General features: G+C 43.8%; 18 protein-coding genes and 3 tRNA genes. 4 read left to right on the plus strand and 17 right to left on the minus strand.

What is annotated here, in order from left to right:
• Position 1 precedes the first annotated feature (1 nt).
• The 17 genes from DW033_RS02200 to DW033_RS02280 form a co-directional block, all read right to left on the minus strand.
• Complete coding sequence (locus DW033_RS02200; RefSeq protein ID WP_122382385.1) at positions 2-1,006, minus strand: SAM-dependent DNA methyltransferase; 1,005 nt, start codon at positions 1,004-1,006, stop codon at positions 2-4.
• Complete coding sequence (locus DW033_RS02205) at positions 963-2,075, minus strand: tyrosine-type recombinase/integrase (RefSeq protein WP_122135424.1); 1,113 nt, start codon at positions 2,073-2,075, stop codon at positions 963-965. The genes DW033_RS02200 and DW033_RS02205 overlap by 44 nt, the downstream gene beginning before the upstream one ends.
• Before the next feature lie 40 nt (positions 2,076-2,115).
• On the minus strand, positions 2,116-3,333 hold the full coding sequence (locus tag DW033_RS02210; RefSeq protein WP_370453711.1) for a DNA cytosine methyltransferase: 1,218 nt from the start codon (positions 3,331-3,333) through the stop codon (positions 2,116-2,118).
• A 230-nt stretch (positions 3,334-3,563) separates the two neighbouring features.
• A complete protein-coding gene (locus tag DW033_RS25195) occupies positions 3,564-3,695 on the minus strand; it encodes a hypothetical protein (RefSeq protein ID WP_255419870.1) in 132 nt (43 codons plus the stop codon).
• 10 nt (positions 3,696-3,705) lie between these two features.
• Positions 3,706-6,114, minus strand: a complete 2,409-nt coding sequence (dnaB, locus tag DW033_RS02215; protein WP_122382386.1) for a replicative DNA helicase — start codon at positions 6,112-6,114, stop codon at positions 3,706-3,708.
• Positions 6,065-6,679, minus strand: a complete 615-nt coding sequence (locus DW033_RS24825; protein WP_233554126.1) for a hypothetical protein — start codon at positions 6,677-6,679, stop codon at positions 6,065-6,067. Before DW033_RS24825 ends, dnaB begins: the two co-directional genes overlap by 50 nt.
• Positions 6,680-7,180: 501 nt before the next feature.
• Positions 7,181-7,345: a hypothetical protein gene (locus DW033_RS24460; protein WP_158595235.1), complete on the minus strand. Its 165-nt coding sequence runs from the start codon at positions 7,343-7,345 to the stop codon at positions 7,181-7,183.
• A 1-nt stretch (position 7,346) separates the two neighbouring features.
• Positions 7,347-7,499: a hypothetical protein gene (locus DW033_RS24465; protein ID WP_158595236.1), complete on the minus strand. Its 153-nt coding sequence runs from the start codon at positions 7,497-7,499 to the stop codon at positions 7,347-7,349.
• Between the two features lies 1 nt (position 7,500).
• Positions 7,501-7,881 (minus strand): hypothetical protein, encoded by a 381-nt coding sequence (locus tag DW033_RS02230; RefSeq protein WP_147423667.1) that lies wholly within the window; start codon positions 7,879-7,881, stop codon positions 7,501-7,503.
• A gap of 413 nt (positions 7,882-8,294) precedes the next feature.
• Complete coding sequence (locus tag DW033_RS02235; RefSeq protein ID WP_122382389.1) at positions 8,295-8,753, minus strand: DUF4494 domain-containing protein; 459 nt, start codon at positions 8,751-8,753, stop codon at positions 8,295-8,297.
• Positions 8,754-9,126: 373 nt separating this feature from the next.
• Entirely contained in the window at positions 9,127-11,220 is a 2,094-nt protein-coding gene (locus tag DW033_RS02245) for a DNA translocase FtsK (protein ID WP_122382391.1), read from the minus strand.
• Positions 11,217-12,053, minus strand: a complete 837-nt coding sequence (locus tag DW033_RS02250; protein ID WP_122334875.1) for a hypothetical protein — start codon at positions 12,051-12,053, stop codon at positions 11,217-11,219. The genes DW033_RS02245 and DW033_RS02250 overlap by 4 nt, the downstream gene beginning before the upstream one ends.
• Positions 12,054-12,213: 160 nt before the next feature.
• Positions 12,214-12,278 (minus strand) — tRNA-Val (locus DW033_RS24470).
• A 4-nt stretch (positions 12,279-12,282) separates the two neighbouring features.
• Positions 12,283-12,966 carry a hypothetical protein gene (locus tag DW033_RS02255; protein WP_122382392.1) on the minus strand — a complete coding sequence of 228 codons (684 nt, stop codon included), beginning with the start codon at positions 12,964-12,966 and terminating at the stop codon, positions 12,283-12,285.
• A 493-nt stretch (positions 12,967-13,459) separates the two neighbouring features.
• Positions 13,460-13,520: transfer RNA gene (locus DW033_RS02265), tRNA-OTHER, on the minus strand.
• Between the two features lie 1,048 nt (positions 13,521-14,568).
• A tRNA-Arg gene (locus DW033_RS02275) sits at positions 14,569-14,640 on the minus strand.
• Positions 14,641-14,646: 6 nt separating this feature from the next.
• The gene (locus tag DW033_RS02280) at positions 14,647-14,955 is read right to left on the minus strand and encodes a hypothetical protein (RefSeq protein WP_121773221.1); all 309 of its coding nucleotides are present in this window, start codon (positions 14,953-14,955) and stop codon (positions 14,647-14,649) included.
• Between the two features lie 348 nt (positions 14,956-15,303).
• Between DW033_RS02280 and DW033_RS02290 the strand changes: the two genes are divergently transcribed.
• From DW033_RS02290 to DW033_RS02305, 4 genes are all read left to right on the plus strand, one after another.
• A complete protein-coding gene (locus DW033_RS02290; protein ID WP_121773219.1) occupies positions 15,304-15,744 on the plus strand; it encodes a hypothetical protein in 441 nt (146 codons plus the stop codon).
• 753 nt (positions 15,745-16,497) lie between these two features.
• On the plus strand, positions 16,498-17,592 hold the full coding sequence (locus DW033_RS02295; RefSeq protein ID WP_122382394.1) for a HAMP domain-containing sensor histidine kinase: 1,095 nt from the start codon (positions 16,498-16,500) through the stop codon (positions 17,590-17,592).
• A gap of 58 nt (positions 17,593-17,650) precedes the next feature.
• Positions 17,651-18,040, plus strand: a complete 390-nt coding sequence (locus tag DW033_RS02300; protein ID WP_005857058.1) for a LytTR family DNA-binding domain-containing protein — start codon at positions 17,651-17,653, stop codon at positions 18,038-18,040.
• A 4-nt stretch (positions 18,041-18,044) separates the two neighbouring features.
• Positions 18,045-18,698, plus strand: coding sequence for an FHA domain-containing protein (locus DW033_RS02305; RefSeq protein WP_005857056.1), 654 nt, complete (start codon positions 18,045-18,047; stop codon positions 18,696-18,698).
• Positions 18,699-18,768 lie beyond the last annotated feature (70 nt).

Here is an 18,768-nt window from a genome sequence, read left to right on the forward strand (position 1 = left end):
GTTATTTATTTTGAGTTTTTTTTATTACGATCGCTCGTGTTTCTATAGATGTGCCACTTTCTTTAAATTCTCCATCATTGATTACATATACATTTGCATTCAAATCTTTCAGCCATTGACGGAAATCGATACAAACGGTTTCGCTTGCAAATTCCCAATGGGCGCTTGTTATGGCTGCAAGCGTGCCGCCATTCTCAAGCAAATCAAACATCATGCGTACATGCTTAATGTCTTGGTTTCCACTGAACGGAGGGTTCGCTATAATCTTTGTGTACTTCTTGTTATCGCCTTTCGTGAAATCATCACCAATAATATTGGTATTTTCCATACTGGATAGAAATTGCTTGTTCTCTGGCATCAGCTCATAACAATCTACCATGACAGATGGGCACGATCGATGTATAGCTTTTACCAGAGCGCCACGCCCTGCGCTTGGCTCCAATACGGTGTCCGTCTCTTCAATACCTCCAGCGATCATGACCAGCCAGTCGGCGACATCTTCTGGGGTCTCAAAGAATTGATAGTCCTGTTTGAGATTACATCGCTTACCCTCATGAAGGACTGAGAATACACGAGTCGCGTCAAACGGGAAAGTAAATCCTTGCACTTTCCCGCCGGCCCATGTCCCCCCAGCCTCTTCTATCCATTTCTTTGCCTCCAAATAGGATTTCTTGTTGAATTGGACGGAAGGAAGCTTCAGTACGTTGTCTTCGAGCGTACAGTGTCTTAGTATTTCCTCTACGTTCCATTTGCTTCCATTGTCGGCTTTCTTCGCTTTCCGGTCGGCAAGTTCTTCGCAACCCAATAACCTATTTAGTGACGTCTGTACTTTTACCGATATGTCAGCCATGCGCGACATCCATTGAAGGATGGCTGTCATAAATTCCAAATCAACGTGCCCGGTTTCGTCATATATAGTTTCCTTGTCTATGAGTTCAGGCAAATTGTCCAAGAACATGAAACTACCATGTAACGCTTCTATTAAATTCTTTTTTCTGTTCCTCATAACTCTTTTGTAAATAAATTCGTGTAGTATCTATATTCTCATGTCCCATTAGATCAGCAAGCTGGATAACGTCTTTGTTCTTTTCCAGAAACATTTTCGCGAAGAAATGCCGAAAGGCATGTGCGTGCATCTTTTTCTTATCGATTCCGCATTTCTTTCCCCATGCTTTCAGTTTTTGGTCAAAACCTCTTGTCGAGATACGACCATATTTCCCAATGGCGATGTATCCGTTTTTCCCGGTATCTTTTACATACGCTTTCACTTCTTCTCGCAATTGTTTGCTAAAAAAGAACCGCCTGTATTTATTCCCTTTCCCTTTGAGAGTGACCTCCCCATTAAGTATATCCTCCCATTTAAATTGGAGGAACTCGGATATACGAGCACCTGTAGACGCTAGTATCCTGATGAAATAGTAACCATCCTTGTTCGGTTGCGCTTTCAAGTATTCCAAGAGTCTTTCGTATTCCCCTTTGGTAGGGATGTTATCAGTTTCCAATTTGCGGCTGAATTTAGGCCGCTTCAGCTCAATTGGTTTCTTTACGAATTTCGCGAACCTCTCAAGGGCGGTGATGCGCAACCTGATGGTTTGTGGAGCAAGACCTTCCTCCTCAAGCAAACGGACGAACCGCTTATAGTTGTCAACTGATACCTCATTGGCATACTCGAAATACTTCCTGACAGCAAACACGTACGTGTCTAGAGTATGAGAAGAATAATCTTCCTCTTGTGTGAGATAGTATATGAAATCGTTTATTAGCTTTTTATTCCTCTCACTTATCTTGCTCAGCTTTTCCAGCGGCTTGACTGTTTCCATTCTCTTTTTTCTTGAGGTGTTTTTCCCTATAGTCCACAAGAAGTCGCACAGAGCCTCCTTTGTTAATGGATCGTCAATTACCAGTATTGCGTTTTTCCTCATATACTGTTTATACCCAGTCATGCTCACAGGATATTCGCTGTCAAGGAACCTTTTTACGATCTTTATATATCTCCCTATGTAATCATAGCTCTTGTTTGTAGAAGGAGAGTACAAGTAATCTATATACGATTTAAATGCCTGTTGTTTATCCATTATATGTTTTTATCGTGCCCATCATAGATGAATGCAGTTTTCAACTATGATGAAAGGTTGATGTTTCTATCGCCTTGAATATCTCAAATGCTACTTGTGGAACTATCGCATTTCCGTAGGCTTTTATTGACTCTTGTCTCCATTTTGTGAAAGGAATGGCAAGGTAGTCCACATCAAAGGGTAACCCATCATATCTTCTACAAACAGGGGGTTGAGTTGGGAAGTTTCTCCAATCTTTTTTGCGATATAAGTTTGTAGATCCGGTGATCCTTCTCCATGCTTGCAAGGTGTTTTCCAACTGTTTGCCTTCGGCGTTGGCAATAAGTCCTTGTAAGCGGCTTCCGGCAATCCCTGTTGTTTGCTGTTCGGTCCCCTTCGCCTGAAATCTTGGGCTGTCGGTGTCGGATATAACATATGCTTCACCGCTCCCTCCAAACCTAGACGGCTGCTCGTGTCGTTCTGGTTCCTTATCCGGATCGTATTGTTCCTTGTCACGAATATCTCTCCTTTCCCCGAATTGAAGCCCTCTTGAGCAGTTGGGGTGGGAAGTAGACTCAAGTTCATGAATTTCGTTTTCCCGTCCTTGTCGCAAACTTTCAATCCCTGTGTCTGAACGGTTAGCAATAGTTTTTCCCAATTCTTCCCAGAAACAGGAAGCCCTATTTTCGCTTGCGCCGACAGGTTCGGCTCGCCCCTGCTGTTCGTATAAAACCTTCTGTCCGAGGCATCCGACGTTACCGGTGTTTTCCAAAGTTTTGCAAGCGACGAACCATACCCTGTCTCTCCTGTGCGGGGCTCCGACACCGCAAGCTGGAATAAGAATCGGCTGGACGGAATATCCCTCACGCTCAAGATCTCGGCAGACGGTCTCGATAACGTATTCTTGCTCGAGTAGCGTTTCCTTGTCAGACGTTTCAAACAAAGAGGCTTGACTTTCCACCGTAACCTCACTGCCGGGTTGTACCATGCTGGTGATTCCAGCAACGTTCTCACCAATGACCCAAGCGGGGCGTATCTCCCGTATTGCCCGAAGCATTTCCGGCCAGAGGTAACGGTCATCTTCCGCTCCCCTTCGCTTTCCTGCCGTTGAAAAAGGCTGGCAAGGAAACCCTCCTGTGAGTACGTCAACCTTCCCTCTCCACGGAGTGAAATCAGTTCTTGTAATATCGTCATATTGAATGCTTTTTGGGAAATGAAACCTCAGTACCTTTTGGCACCACTCGTTAATCTCGCAATGGAACAGGTTCTCCCATCCCATCCATTCGGCGGCAAGGTCAAAACCGCCAACCTAAATGCCAGAGAACAGAGATCCGTGAGTTAACCGGCCTCCTTCTCTGGCAAATATTCCTTTCTTATTTTTTTCGTTTAACATTATTCTTTACTCCTTCTTTTGATTTGTCAAATTTTCTATGGCAGCTACAGCACATTCTCCTATATCCATGTTCTACATCAGCGTAATCTCCGGTAACATTGGCCCATTCATATCTTTTAGAAGGGTCTACTGTTCCACACACCTCGCAATGTGTAGTACGGCCTGTACTTTTCCACGACAATTTTCATGTCTCCTACCAACACGATCAAACCGGTAGGGGTGTTCTTCAGTCTGTTGATTATTTCCATGATCTGTTTTTTAAAATGGCATGTCCTTGTCACAACTCCCGTAATCGTAGAACTTGGTCATGCCGTCATTATGCTTAAATTTCACTAATCCCGTGGCTCCATCTCTATTCTTGGCCACGATCAACTCTCCGTAATTGCGTTCTACGTTACCGTTCTTGTCCTTGACCTCGATCTTGTAATACTCCGGTCTATGAATGAACATTACGATATCAGCGTCTTGCTCGATAGCCCCGGATTCCCTAAGATCGGATAGGAGGGGTTTCTTGTCCGGTCTGGCCTCGTTCCCCCTGTTCAATTGGGATAAGAGCAAGAAGGGAACCTTTAACTCCTTCGCCGTGATCTTGGCGGTTCTGGACATCTTCGCTACCTCACGTTCACGGCTTCCTTCCCGTTCACCGCTCTCCGCCAATTGGAGATAGTCGGCCATGATTATCCCGCACTTGCCTTGTTTCTTCAGTATTTTACATCGTGACCGGATATAGTCCATCGTCACGCACGGGTTGTCATCGACGTAGATCGGAAGTCTCCAAAGCTCATTCACTGCCGTCTCTACCTTGTTAATCTCCTCGTTTGTCATATACCCGGACTTGAACCGTTCCGGATCTACGTCGCACTCGGATAGGATCAGCCTGTTAGCCAAGCTTATGTCGGACATTTCAAGCGAGAATATAGCCACGGGCGTGTTGGATTTTGCCGCCGATTTGGCCAAGTGAAGCATCACGGCGGTATTGTGGGTGACTATGTAGTCATCCGTTATGTACAAGGCCTTCTCATGCGATACCGATATGCACTGGCATTCAACCCTGCGGTTGGTCGGTGTCACGGACATCACGGTCAAAGGTTTGTTCCTCCGGTCTGGCCTCACTCTGTCGAATTTCCTTGGGAGCGTGAAGCATTCCCTAGGATTGTCCGCTACGATCACGAGCCTGAAACTGTTCCTTTTCCGCTCGCCATAAAGGAATGAGCGTCTTTCTCTCAAGGAACATTTATATCCTAAAGACCAGCAAAGTGTTTGTACGCCTCTCGCCAATTTAGCGCTCGTGGTGTTGTAGCATATAGCCCCATTCTTGTCTATATCCCCGTCTGTATCGAGAAGACCGTTCAACAGCTCAACCCTTTGATCCCTGCATGCGTCAATGTACATGTCCGGGATGAACTTCTCGTAGGAATGGACATTCAACAATCCTAGGCTCTTTAGCTCTGACAGGTATTTATTGACCTTCCTGTTCTCCTTGTTGGTCACTAGGAAGCGATCATCCGACACGATAACATCGTAGTCGACCATACCTTGGATCTTATCAGCGATGAACTTGTCCGGCTTGCACCAGCTAACCCCCTTGCTCAAGACTCCATCTCCTAGCAAGACTCCCATGAGATATGGGTGGATCACGAAATCTTTCTTTTCTCCGAATATCCCGGAGAAACGAGGAATGCTTATTCTGCCGGAATATCTTTCCTTGCTTATCAAGTCCATAAGCTCTAGGGTAGATACGACCCTTTCGGCCTTGGCGTTGAACTTGGAAGATATTACGCTCCACAAGTGGCTGCCACAGCATTCGATCTTGCGACCGTCCGAGAACTCGACCATGTATGTCTTGACATGTCCTTGCGGGAATATGCCGGTCACACGTGATTCAGCCCCGTCTACGGAGCAAACTTGGTCGCCTATCGCAAGATCCTTGTTCAGTTTCCATCCTGAAGGTGTCAATACCTTGGCATCCATCCTTAGAGCCTTTCCCATGGAGGGCCTAGCGGCTATTATCACCAAGTTTCCCGGTTGCCAGCCGTTAGTGATCTTATTCAGGTCGTGAAGCCCAGTGTCTACACCAGACCGGATGTTTTTCCTCGCCATCTCCACACGCTTGTATAAACCGTCCATGGAGCCTTTAAGAGCCTTGGATATATGCTCGCCATTAGACTTCCCGATAAGTTCCTCCATGAGGCTCTCTGATCCGTTTATGGCCTTGTGCAGTACGTCCCCTATATCCTCGTTGGAATAGATAGCGTTCTCAAGTTCATTGGCTATCACCAGCCCTTTCCTTTGTATGGATCGCTCCTTGACTATCATCGCGTGGTCCAGTATATGGGCCGATGACCCAATCTTGGAGGTAAGGGAGGCTATGTAGATCGGCCCCCCAATACTCTCAAGCTCCCCGGATGACAGCATCGCTTGCGTGACCGTCATCATGTCTATGGGCTTTCTCTCTTTGTATAGCCCGGATATGGCCTTGAATACAGATTGGTTCCTCTTGTCGTAGAAATCGGCCTCAGATAGTTCCGAGGCGATTTTCTCGAAAGCGTCGCTCTCTATGAGGCAAGCCCCTAGTATTATCTGCTCTATCTCCTTGGCTTGGGGAGGTAGTTTCCCGTCAATCTGGGACGATGTAAGTGAGGTCTGTGCGATGCTCGTTCTTGCCATAATAAACCTTGTTTTTGTCTATTGCGTTAATCAATGTCATTCTCATGTCAATCTCTTTAGCCCTGCTTTTTTTCTTGTGCTTCCATCCGGCATCCGTTGCCCAGAAATTTGCGCAAGCCTTCTCGAGAGATAGTTTTATATTTACGCCGGGATAATAGGCTTGTTGGGTCTCCATGATCTTTGGATCGTCGCATATGCTCTTATATGCGCTACGGACTAAATCCAAATAGATGTTGAAATCATCTTTCCATGTTTTTACCTTTTCTGAGTTATCGCCCGCGTCCGGAACGGGAGTGACGGTGTCCCCCGATTTGGGGGTAGGGGGTATATTATTATTATCTTTATTATTATTCTTGCCCCTACCTTGCCCTTCATTTTCGTTGCTTGCCCCTAGGCTTGCCCTTAGCTTGCCCAAAGATAGCCTTAAGTCTTTGATTTCTTGTTCTATATCTATGCCCTTACCCTTGCCCTTATCCTCGCCCTTGGATATATTTATAGGATTGTATAAGTCATAATTGCATAGCGTTATAACATTCATCCCTTGGGACGCGTCTGTTGTTATCATTCCGTCCTTTTTTAGCATATCCAAGAAATTTCGAACCTTTTTATCTGAGTTCCATTTCCACTTTTGGGAAAGAAAACTTATGGATGCCGGATATTGTCCTCTTCCGTATGTTATTTCCCTACCTCCGATACTAGCCGTAAGCTGCGTTGCCTCAAATCGTGCTGACTGTATCAAGTCTATCCACGCTTCGCACTCGCTAAAAGTCCGGGATGCTTTCCATATTCTGTGGGAAAATAATTTACGAGATAACATGATAAATCCTTTATCCATATCAGTTGTCGGCATTTTCCAATTCTTCTTCTAGGAACTTTATCAATCTTCTAATATCATCCTTACTTATTTCGACACTCTTGGTCATGTAGTCCGAATATTCGGATATGAAAAAACTTATGCACTCATCAGATTCACATAAAGGACTTACCTCTAATGCTACACAAGGCTCAGACTCTGATATAAATTTCATAAATGTGCTCATGTCTTTCTATATTTTTATATTATTAATCAATATATTATTCCTCTATTATACAATTCCTCCCTATATTGCTCCAACGCCTGAAGGCATCGTTCCTTGTCCATGTATTCCATTGGCATTATCCCGGCCAACCTTGCGTTGCATCGGTCTATGCCATATTTGAGATCCCTGTTTGACATTTTCTTTATATCCATGTTATCTCTTTTTAAAAGTGTTACAAAATCTCGTGGAGTTAGCTACCCGTCCAGCGTCATGTATGATGCACCAAACGCATAGCCCCTTGTGAGGATGTCCGTTGGCGCAATCGCCACATTTCACCTTTTCTTGCTCGTCTTTCTTCTTCGCCATATCACCAAGTCTTTATTTTTATTGGTAGATCGGCGTACCACCAAGCCAGAATCGTAGCGTCACGTTGGTCTTGGTTCGTTCTCTTAGGCAAGGGACCGACTATGTAGGAGAGTTCCTCATGGGTTATCTTGCCCTCGTCCCCTTTCCAATGCTTGGTCAAAGGCTTTACCTCCTCGCAGGGAATCCCTATGTGCTCGCACATCTGGAGAAGCAATATCCCGGTTTGCTGGTTACGACCTACATACTTGGCTATCCTCTCGCCGGATTTACCCCTAGCCTTATGGTAGTTGCTTTTTTCGTTAAGCCATCCGGCCTCGACAATGACCACTATGTCTACCCCCTTGTATCTCTCTCTTGCCTCCTTTATGAAATCGACCAACACAGGGAAGGGGAGGCTCTTTAGAATTAGCTGTCTCGTTGAAGGAGACAGTACGCATATACCGGATTTATCTATGTCCGGGTCAACGGCTATCACTAATTCGTATCTTTTCTTTCCCATGGATTCCTCCTTTCTTTATCGTTTATTAGTAAGAATACGGCCAATATCAATGCGATCAGTCCTAGTATTGCGGTGATAAGGTATATGGCCATTGTCAAGTGATCTAAATTCTGTATTGTTTCCATAATTATATGTTTGTTATTCGTGGACGGTGCCGGGATCGAACCGGCCTCTTTACGTCATGCGCACTCCGTAACGTTTCATCCCGGAATACTTACCGCCCGAAATCCCCGCGTATCCTCACGGACGGCGGGAATAAAAACTAAATCTAATACCATGAAAAACACACTCTAATATTAATTATCTGTTTTGCCCTTTGGTACGCTATCAGCGTCAAACGGGAAGATGTCCATAATAAGGGTCTCGCTTACCATTGCCAAGGTATAATCCGCCAAGGTCCCTTTCATATTCTCCTCGAAGCATGAGATCGCTTCCTTTAGGCCGCTCGCCTGTACTATGAATCTGGCCGCTGTTTTCTTCTCTATGCCGCTCTTCTCATCAAGCGTGATAAAATAGATCTTAATCTCATAAAATCTATCACCGTTATCGTTAAAGAATAGTTCCGCTATCTTTTTACGTGTTATGTCGGCGATAGTGAACTCTCCGGTAATGTACGGCCTTAATTCCTCTATCGTGCGTGCTTCAGCCTCCGTATAGGAGAGGGCATCCACTAAATAGGGTTCGACCACTCGTTTTTGCATGCCGTTCTCCAGCATCTTCTCATATGCGACCTTGCTAATAAACCAGTTTCTCATATATACTTTAATAATTAATGTTATACTTCTTTCTTTCGTATTGTGGGACATACCCTTTGCAAGGAGTATTCCCGTCAAGTAAGGCCGATTCCGGCCTCACAGTTTCCCCTTCTTTTTTAGACGGGTCTGTCCAATGCCTCTGCCGTTGATGGCAAAGGCAATGTCTTTTAGAACATGCCTCATTGAGGCATAATATCAGTTCTTTCATCTTGGATTATTTTCTCGAGTTTCTTTAGATCCTTTTTGGCCAATCTTACGGTATCGGCTATCCTTGGTCTTCCCTTGGAATCCACGTGTTCTAGGATAACCGATAGATGGCGGGACAGTGTTTTAATGAAAGACTCGGATAGCTGGTACCTTTTAGCCATGGCCGTTATTTTTTATAAAAACCTTGGAACCTCACGATACCTAGATACTCGGGAGATTTCATTAGTCCGTCCCCCATGCCGCCCAACGTCTCGGCTCCCGGCTCGTCAAGGACAACCTTGGAGTCAATCTCCTTAGGTACACGGAAGCATATCTGTACGGGGAAATTCACCTTAGCGTCTCCCGTGATCACGTTAACCGACGCTCTTTGCGTAGCCGCCATGATCCGGAACCCAAGCGATCGTCCCTTTTGTAGCAACATCTTCAGATTCTCCTCCAATGACTTTTCACGACCGACCGTGCGTAGTTCCATTTTAGGCTCGAGGAATCCGAAGGCGTTCTTTCGCTGGCCAACCTCGACCATTTCCTTTATGTCAAGTTCTGTTCCCGAACGGGAGGACGCTACCGCGTCGGCGAACTCATCGAACACCACCAGCGTTTTCCATGATGCCCTCGATTTAGCCCTTTCTTGCATATCCTGTACGAGCTCTTTCATCTTGGCCTCTATTTCTTCTATATCATTATAGACCTTTATGTATTTCTCGGAGGAATAATTACAGAACTCGTATTTCGGATCGAAAATTACGATGTCCCGGATACCGGCTAAGCGGGCGTATTCTATCGTGGATATGATACACACGGATTTACCGCTACCGGTAGCTCCACAAATCAAGGCGTGAGGCGTGGAGTTGTTATCGAGATCCCACACCACGAGCCTACCGAAGTTATCCGTTCCTATGGGAATCCTCATGCCGTCGATATACTTCTTGTCCCAATACAAGGACTTGGTTCTTTTCTTCGGTGATTCTATGGAGAGGTAGGATTTTTCCTCATACACCATAAGCTCGTTACCCATCCTTATGGATGGCACGTCCAGCGCGTTCGCTATGTCTAGCTTGTATTTCATCACTGTCGTGATCTTTGTCCCAGCGGATACCTCTAGCAGATACGTGTCTGACGAGTACCCGTTAATCTCCTTGGCCACGTTCACGATCACCCCGAATGTCCGTAGGATATGCTCTATTTTCTCGCTGTTTGTCATATTACTATTGGATAAATCATATTGAATGAATGAGGAAGCGTTCCTCTTGAACTCGGATATTACCTTGGGGTTTACCGATCCAAGGGAAGCGTCCCGTATTTTTTTCTGTCTCTTCGATATCAATTCCTTCTTTGACTCGGGCACGTTGAAATCATCGACCTCCGCTATCAGCGTCTTGGCCCAGAAATTATAAAGCTCGGCCCTGTCCACGAAGTTGTCGCTATCGTTGATCATGTACACGTAATCCGGATCGGACACGGCCTCTATCATCCTTTTTAGCGGCTCGTACAATATGGCCTCGTAAAGCTTCCTCGTGTCGTTATCGAGATTGATCACGAATTTCTTCAACTGGGAGGAGCCGTCCTTGTTTTTCGAGATCTTGTTCTCCACGAACCATACCTCGTCAACATTCTCCCCGAAGCGGGACTCATAGCACTTAACGTAGGTCATCGCCTGTTTCCCGCAGGTAAACGTTAGTTCCTCGTCATCGGTGAACTTGGCCCTTGACTTATGGTCTATGATGACCGTCCGACCGCTCTCCGTCCTTATCGCCAAGTCTAGCCTAGCGTGGCAGGGCAGGGGGATGTCCACCCCGTTTACCGTTACCCATTCCTCGCATCTTAATTCCACGGCGATTATCTCCTTGATACCGGAAAGATATATATCCTTTTCCCCGTAGAAGTTATTGATAAGCCTCGTGGCGTTCTTGGTGGCCTCGATCTTGCATTCCTCTACGGTAGGTGTCGTTTTCTGTATTTTCCAATCATTCGGGTGTACCTCCTCTATGTATGAGAACGCTACCCTCTCCATTTCCGTGATCGGTATTATCTGCCCCTTGCGCTGTAGCTCCATGAAGAAATACTCCAAGGCCGAATGATAGGCGTTACCCGCCACCGTGCTGGAGGATGATCTGGATCTTTCCCGGTAAATCTCCCGTTTCTCGAACTCCTTCTCGTTCCGGGAGAAAGAGGCTACCTTGCTGTAACTCCAAGAGTCGATAAGGTAGTTTGATAAATGCTCCTCCAGCTCGGCGTTGGTATAGGATGAGTACTTGTTCATGGCATGTCCTCTTTGTTTTTGCCCTTAGACTGTCTCATCGCCTCCTTTTTTTGATCGACATCTTTCTTTGTCTCACGAATTGGAAGGATTAGATCGTTTACCGTGGTATCCCCGTCCTTTAACGCTTGTATGATCCCGATCAGCATGGCGATCTCGTCGGGGCCTATCTGATTGCTGGTCTGTTTGCCGCATAGCTTAATGACCTCCTCTTCCGTTATGGCGTATTCGTTCTTGAACTTGTTGATGATATTAGTTCTCGTTTTTAATATCTTGTCAGCGTCGGATAGATCCCCCGTGATGAATTTTTGGGCGGCTTGATAGACCCTGTCCACTATGGCCTTGGGGATAACGGCGAATACGGAATTGCGATAAGCTATGGAGTTGGCGGCGTTTCCCGTTACGGTAATCATGTCGTCTGAGTAACGTTTCCCCTTGCTATCCACTATGCTCCTGCGAACCTCGAACGCGGACGCTACGTTTGTCTCCAGATCCCAGCATGTACCCCTGCTGATGATCTGCTTGTCCGTTATCTGGATAACCTTGGCCTCAGTCCTGATATTACCCCAATTGGATACGATTATCTTGGCGAGGTGTACGGATGGCCCAGTAATAGGTTTCCCTCCTCTTGGCAAGGCATAACTGCATGACCTTGCCGTGTCTTGATTCATCGTGGCCATTACCACGGAATTATCAATACTCCTTCTGATATCCCTAGGATATCTTTTCGCGGTCGCAACTTGTGAGTCCACGTTTGCTCTCTCAACCGCATCTACCTGTAAAATTTGTACTTCATGGCTTTCTGCTGGAAGTACCTCGTAACTGCTTGATTCCATGATTATTTATTTTGAATGATTTCCTTTACCAATATAAAGTGCTGGTTTCCCAATCTCGTTGATACCGATCGTCCTCGGATTCTGTTTCTTCCTCCCCGTCGTACTCCGGTTCGCCGTCGGGGTCTTTGATGTAGATGTCTCTCATATATCTTGATTTGTAGGCCTCCGGGAGTCGAACCCGGCCATCCCCATGTTAGGGGCGCTCTACCGATAAGCTAAGACCTTGAATTTATTCGATCTCGATAATCTCGAATTTTCCTTTCTTTATATATATCTTATGATTGTAGTAGTCTTTGACTATTCCATGATCGGAAACTGTATTTATGTTTCCAGTGCAATCCTCAACATATGAGTTATCGTAAGCCTCGACCGTGGCAGAGTCGTAAGCCTCGACCGTGGCAGAGCCGTAAGCCTTGACCGTGGCAGAGCCGTAAGCCTCGACCGTGGCAGAGTCGTAAGCCTTGACCGTGGCAGAGTCGTAAGCCTCGACCGTGGCAGAGTCGTAAGCCTCGACCGTGGCAGAGTCGTAAGCCTTGACCGTGGCAGAGTCGTAAGCCTCGACCGTGGCAGAGTCGTAAGCCTCGACCGTGGCAGAGTCGTAAGCCTTGACCGTGGCAGAGTCGTAAGCCTTGACCGTGGCAGAGCCGCAAGCAAATGATTTAGCATTAGAGGTGTGTTCTTTTCTTGTGTAAATGCCGGCTTCGGCTAGTTCCTCTTCAGAAAAGTTATTTTCTAGGTAATTTGCGTCAATCATCTTGGATGCACTCAAGACCCAATACCAATTATCGGTTATCGCTTTCAGTAAGTCCTGTTTGCTTTTTGCGTTTAACCCCATCCTGTATCCATCTTGACAAGCATTATGTTTTTTAGCCCGTTCAAGCAGATCTTCTTTTAATTCCTCGAATGTCTTCATTATTTTTCGTTTATTAGTTCTACAATGTCTTTTCTTATCTCTATCAATTCTTCTTTGCTAAGTGTCTTTAATTCGTCTAGGATATCGTCCTTCTTGGATCGGTTAGGCCTTGAAGGGGCTTGCACCACGTATAGTACTCCGAAATCATTTTTCTGACTCATAAGTCATTATAACTATTTGGTGTACCACAATAAAGATTGATATGATCGCTAGGATCAAGAGGTGAATATTGAGAGGTTTTTCGTACCACTCAAATATTGACACTATTGACATTAGCCCTAGTACGGTAGCAGCGATCATCCTTAACGAGAAGATGATAATGCTCTTTATGGCCCGGAATATCTTCCAGAACCATGCTTGGTTTCTCTTTATCATATGTTGTTGATTTAAATTTCTTGATGTGAAAAGGCCCTCATATCCTCACGGACGGAGACCTGCGTTGCAAAATTGTGACTGATTTTCTGATTGAATAAGCACCCCTAGGGGTGAAACGTGCTCCCTGCCGGGCTTGAACCGGCGACCCTAAAGGCTCTGACCATCTGAGCTAAGGGAGCGTTTGCCGGGGAATCCCACCCCGGCGAGTTCTTAATTATTTAAAAATTCTTTCTGCCTGCCTCACGGCGGTATATTAAGGTCTTGGTTAAGAAGTGTATAATAATTAGCAATGTGATTTAAGCGTGGTAGCCGGGGGAACTCGCACCCCCTGTAACCCTAGATAATAATATAACTAGATAACCAATCTAACATTGGACGCACGCCTTGATCGTGCGGCTAAACATACAATATTAAAACTGATCATGGTTCGCTACCTTCCCTAGGTAATTCCTAGGGTGGAATCCTTCTTTCTTTCATAAGATTAAATTTGGTTTATCAGTTATTCTTTCGTCTTCCGAAGTTTTCTTTAAGCAGTTTCTCCACCTTTGACTTTGAGGTATCATCAATATTCGTTTTTTCTTTTTTAGAAGGATAAAAAAGAAATATAAATGCTATAACTAATAGCATGATATAAAATATACAGTACAACCATAATGGCGAGGTTATTACCCACCAACTGCAATTGATATAATTTAAAACCTTTAAGATGCTAGCCACTAACATGGCCAGCAATGTAAATGATATAAATATGTATCTCATACTAATGTTGTTTATAGATTTGATCCCCCACAACCTCCAACGGTTTCGAACCCGAATCATAGACGGGTGGGGGAGTATTAATCAACTAACGTAAAGCCGTAGTTCTCGGATTGACCGTCTTTCCGATCTGTCGTCATCTTATGATTGTCTGTCCAATCTGTCATACTTTTGGCAGTATTAACCTCCTGCTATATCTTAGATACGACTCGCAAGAAAAGTCGTATTATTTAGTACGATACGGTCTTCTTTACCAACCACCGCAAGGATACCCGAATGGGATCGTACTTATTATATATACTATTAATTATATGTATAAATCCAATACCGGAACCGATTAAACTACATCGGGAGCAAGGACTATCGTCCATTCCTGTATTTTCACCTTACGCTTATCCCGTTTATATCTCGTATACCTTTTGATAGCCATAAGGATTTTTTCTCAATAAGTCAAAGAACTCTTTTTTTTAGTAGCCCCACCGGTAATCGAAACCGGATATCTCCTTTAGGGGAGGAGCGCTCTATCCGTTGAGCTATGGGGCCGAGGATTTATCTTTTTCTCTTTTTATCCTCTTTGCTTGACATCCATCGGATGTAAATCTCATCAGTCCGACTTAGTTCTTTCAGCCTTACTGTTGGATATTCAATCTTACCGGGACGGCATATTGGGCTTATTGCTCCCATTTTTCTCCATCTTAATACATTGGCTTTACCATAAAGAGCTTCTGCTTTCCTTTGGGAAATGTAAGCTGGATCATCTTTATCCTCTTTGGCGAAGGTGTTTATCTTCGCCGCTAAGTCACGAATGAAGTCGCTATAGGACACGGATCTATCAGGAAATGTTATCTCGGCTATCATGATGGATTACTTTTAATTTCTACACCTCTATACCTTTCCCTCGCAATCTTCCTTATCAAGAAGGAGTTGTCGGAGTTCGTGATGCCTTTTAGGGCGTGCCTTATACATGGTTCGGACAGCCCCGTGTCCTTGGCTAGCTTTCTTATTGTCCCATACGGGACTACAATTTCATTGAATCTCATGCTTATTATATCTTAAATGTTTATATTTGCATACTAACCCGAAATGTTTCGGGTTGAAAACGTGTTTTGTTCTTAACACGATGTAAAAGTAAGTCTAATTGGATTAACAACAAAATAAAATAACACAATTCTAGTCTGTATAGACTATGTTATAAAACATAAAAATATGGAAGATTCAGTAAAACAAAGACTTAGGGGTTTCTTGAAAGAGCAAAACATGTCTATTAATCAAATAAGTTTGAATGCAAATTATCCTCAATCAACCTTGAATAAGCAAATTAACAAAGAGACTTCGATGTCGTTGTCTACTCTGTTAGTCTTATTAGACTTGTTTTCAGAATTATCGGCAGAATGGCTTTTACGAGGCGAAGGTAGTATGTTAAAGACTGTAACTTCAAATGATACGTCAGCCTCTTCGGATGATAAAGTAAAAGATGTCGCTTATTGGAAACACGTGGCTCTTTCCATGAGTGAGGAGGTGACAGAGAAGAAAGATCGTATTAAAGAATTGGAAAGAGAACTTCAGCGATTAGGTGATGAGTTGGATCAACGTTTATTAAAGGAGGAGAGAAGGGGAGCATCTGGCAAGGCTTCCAAGACTGCCTAGGTAAAAGACATAGATCGTGTTGTATAACATGTAAAAGATCGCATCATATAGGATCGTTTTCGTGTTATAATAAGACAATTCATCATGTTAGTCTAATGAAACAAAAAACAAGTTCTTTGTCGGATCTAATCCACCCGATAGAGATATCTGCTGATGAGCAGGAAGAAGTTAAGGTTTATCCTTATGGAAAGTTGGTTCCATATCGAAGGGTAGGGAATAAGGTGTATGTGCGTTATATAAGAATATAGCACATAGTTTTTTTGAAAGAGGCCGTTAATGCGGTCTTTTTTTATGCTTATATATTATATGTACGCGCACGAGGAAACATATGGATTTTTTAGTATATTGCGAAGCGTTTGAAAATGACGGTATGTGCTGTGGTTGATTTTAACTGTTCCAATGACTTACTTTTAAGCTTTTCGGCAGTTATTGAAGTGTCAAAAATTAAACCTAAATGTTTGTATATTGTTTTACCTTTTTTGCTAAACATCTGATAATCATATATAGAATTACTGCGGCGCAAGCGGCTCTAGAAGACTAATCAAGGGGTTGATTTTTAATAGTTTAAGCACACGATAGACAGGAGGGTGGATTGAGTGATCAATCTACCCTCTATTTTTTTATAGTCATATGGTATAATCTTATATATCAGGATATTGAAGTGGTGGGGAAGGCAACAAAACGAACGATTAATTCATTCGTTTTTTATGGCTAAACCCTCTTTTTGCATAAATATAATGAGAACGGATATATATGAAAACGACATTAGGCATAGAGTTCGAGCCTTTTTTTCCTCAGATAAGTCATCGTGCCAAGATCGGCTGCGCAAAGTATGATTTGTCCACTGGGGAAGGAGTGGCGATGGAACAATGGTATCTGAATATGGGTGAAGTTCCGGGAACTCCATTGAGCCAGATAGTAGGCATATATTCCAATGTCAAGCCAGAAGACCGTGAATGCTTGAAAACTTCCTTGAGCCGACTTGTCCATGGAGAAACTGATCATGATCAAGGGGAAGTCCGGGTTAGGGATGGCGAGGGATGGAAATGGGTTCGTCTGGATATAATGGAGGCGGGTCTGGAGAAATCAAGCCCCATCCTATTACTGATGAATTATGATATATCTGAACTGAAAGCGATGGAAGAACGAATGCTGAAGGCCGAGAAATCAGAGCGTTTGAAATCCTCCTTTTTGGCAAACATCAGCCATGAGATCCGCATGCCATTAAACGCTATTGTCGGATTCTCTTCTCTTTTAGGGGATGAAGAGGATGGTGAGCTAAGACAAGAGTATATTAATCTTATTCAGACCAATAATGAGTTATTATTGGGTATCGTTAATGATGTATTGGATCTGGCTAAGCTCGAGTCTGGTACCATGACCTTTGATTTCATGGAATTTGATCTAAGACAACTTATTGTAGAAACGGTAGCTTCTTTCCAGATCAAAGTACCGAGAGGGGTAGCTTTGAGCTATCCGGCATCTTTGGATTCCTTTTTATTACGCTCCGACCGTATCCGTTTGAAACAAGTTCTTGGCAATTTTATAACAAACGCAATTAAGTACACCTCTATAGGTAGCATCATCTTGTCATATCAAGCCATGGAGAACGAGGTTCTGTTATCCGTGACCGATACGGGGGAAGGAATGTCGGAGGAAATAAAACTTCATGTGTTCGATCGTTTTTATAAAGGACGAAACCAAAAGCAAGGCATAGGGCTTGGACTTTCTATCTGCCAAAATATAATTGAAAGGCTGGGAGGGCGTATCGGTGTCTCTTCTGAGCAGGGAAAAGGCTCTTGTTTTTGGTGCACTTTACCAATCTTTCCCCCAAAAGATACCTATTAAATAAAGAAAATACCGTATATTTGTTTTTGAAAGAGAAACGAAAAAACAATTTCTACGTATGGAGCGGTATTTAATTATAAAAACAAGGGATGAGTTGTTGCGCATTAAGATTGGTCAGATCCTTTATTTTGAAGCAGACAGGAACTATACGAAACTATTGTTGTCAAATGGCATCCAATTTACCTTCGCTATAAATATCGGAAAAATAGAAGAGATCTTAGAGAAGCAGGTCGCTGGTTGTAACAAGATATTAATGCGTGTCGGAAAAAGTCATATCATAAATAAAAATCATATCTTACAAATAAATCTCCCTAAGCAGCGTTTATTATTATTGACGGAAGAGGGTAAGCCTAAAGAGTTGGTAATATCCAAGGATCCGTTGAAAGTGCTGAAAGATAATCTTGAGAAGGAGATGGGAAAGCCTCAAGAGGAAGAGGAAAAGGAATAAGACTATGATTATAAAGATAGGAAAAGCAAAAGACAACGATTTTATTGCAAACGATCCTCATGTAAGCCGCCATCATGCCCGTCTGATACGTGAGGATGGTGGCAACTTATTATTGGAGGATACGGGCTCTACTAACGGTACGTTCGTGAATGGAGCCCAGATCGTAAAGAAACGTGTTACTCCTACGGATCATATTCGCTTGGGGGATAGCTATGTCTTAAATCTTTCCGAGGTGCTTAAATACAATAATGATTATAGCGATGAATTTGCCGCATTGAAAAAAGTCTACGATGATTATATTCAAGCAAAAGTTAAGATTCAATCCTCTAATCAGTTTAAGACCAGATTATTTCAATCCTTACCATTTGCTTTGCCCGGAATAGTGGGGGTCGTGATAGGCTTCTTAGGGAAAGGTAGCCCGGAACTATTCGGCATCAGCCTCCTGATAACGATTTGTGCCCCTACGGTAGGAATCTATCTAGGAGCCAAGCAGTCGGCCAAGATTCCCCAGCAATTGCAGGATATCGCCAATCAATTTAAGATAGACTATGTTTGCCCGAAATGTGGGACATTCTTAGGTGAGATCCCTTGGGAATCATTGAAAAACCGAAAGCAATGCCCAGTTTCTTCCTGTAAGGCCAAATGGGTGAGAGAATGAGCCTTTTCTTTTCGTATAGTAAAACAGCCTCTTTTGTACATGAAACCCAAATGTTTGATTATAAGAGAGA

Origin of the sequence: Parabacteroides sp. AF39-10AC (assembly GCF_003635405.1) — a bacterium.
GTDB classification, from domain to species: domain Bacteria; phylum Bacteroidota; class Bacteroidia; order Bacteroidales; family Tannerellaceae; genus Parabacteroides; species Parabacteroides distasonis.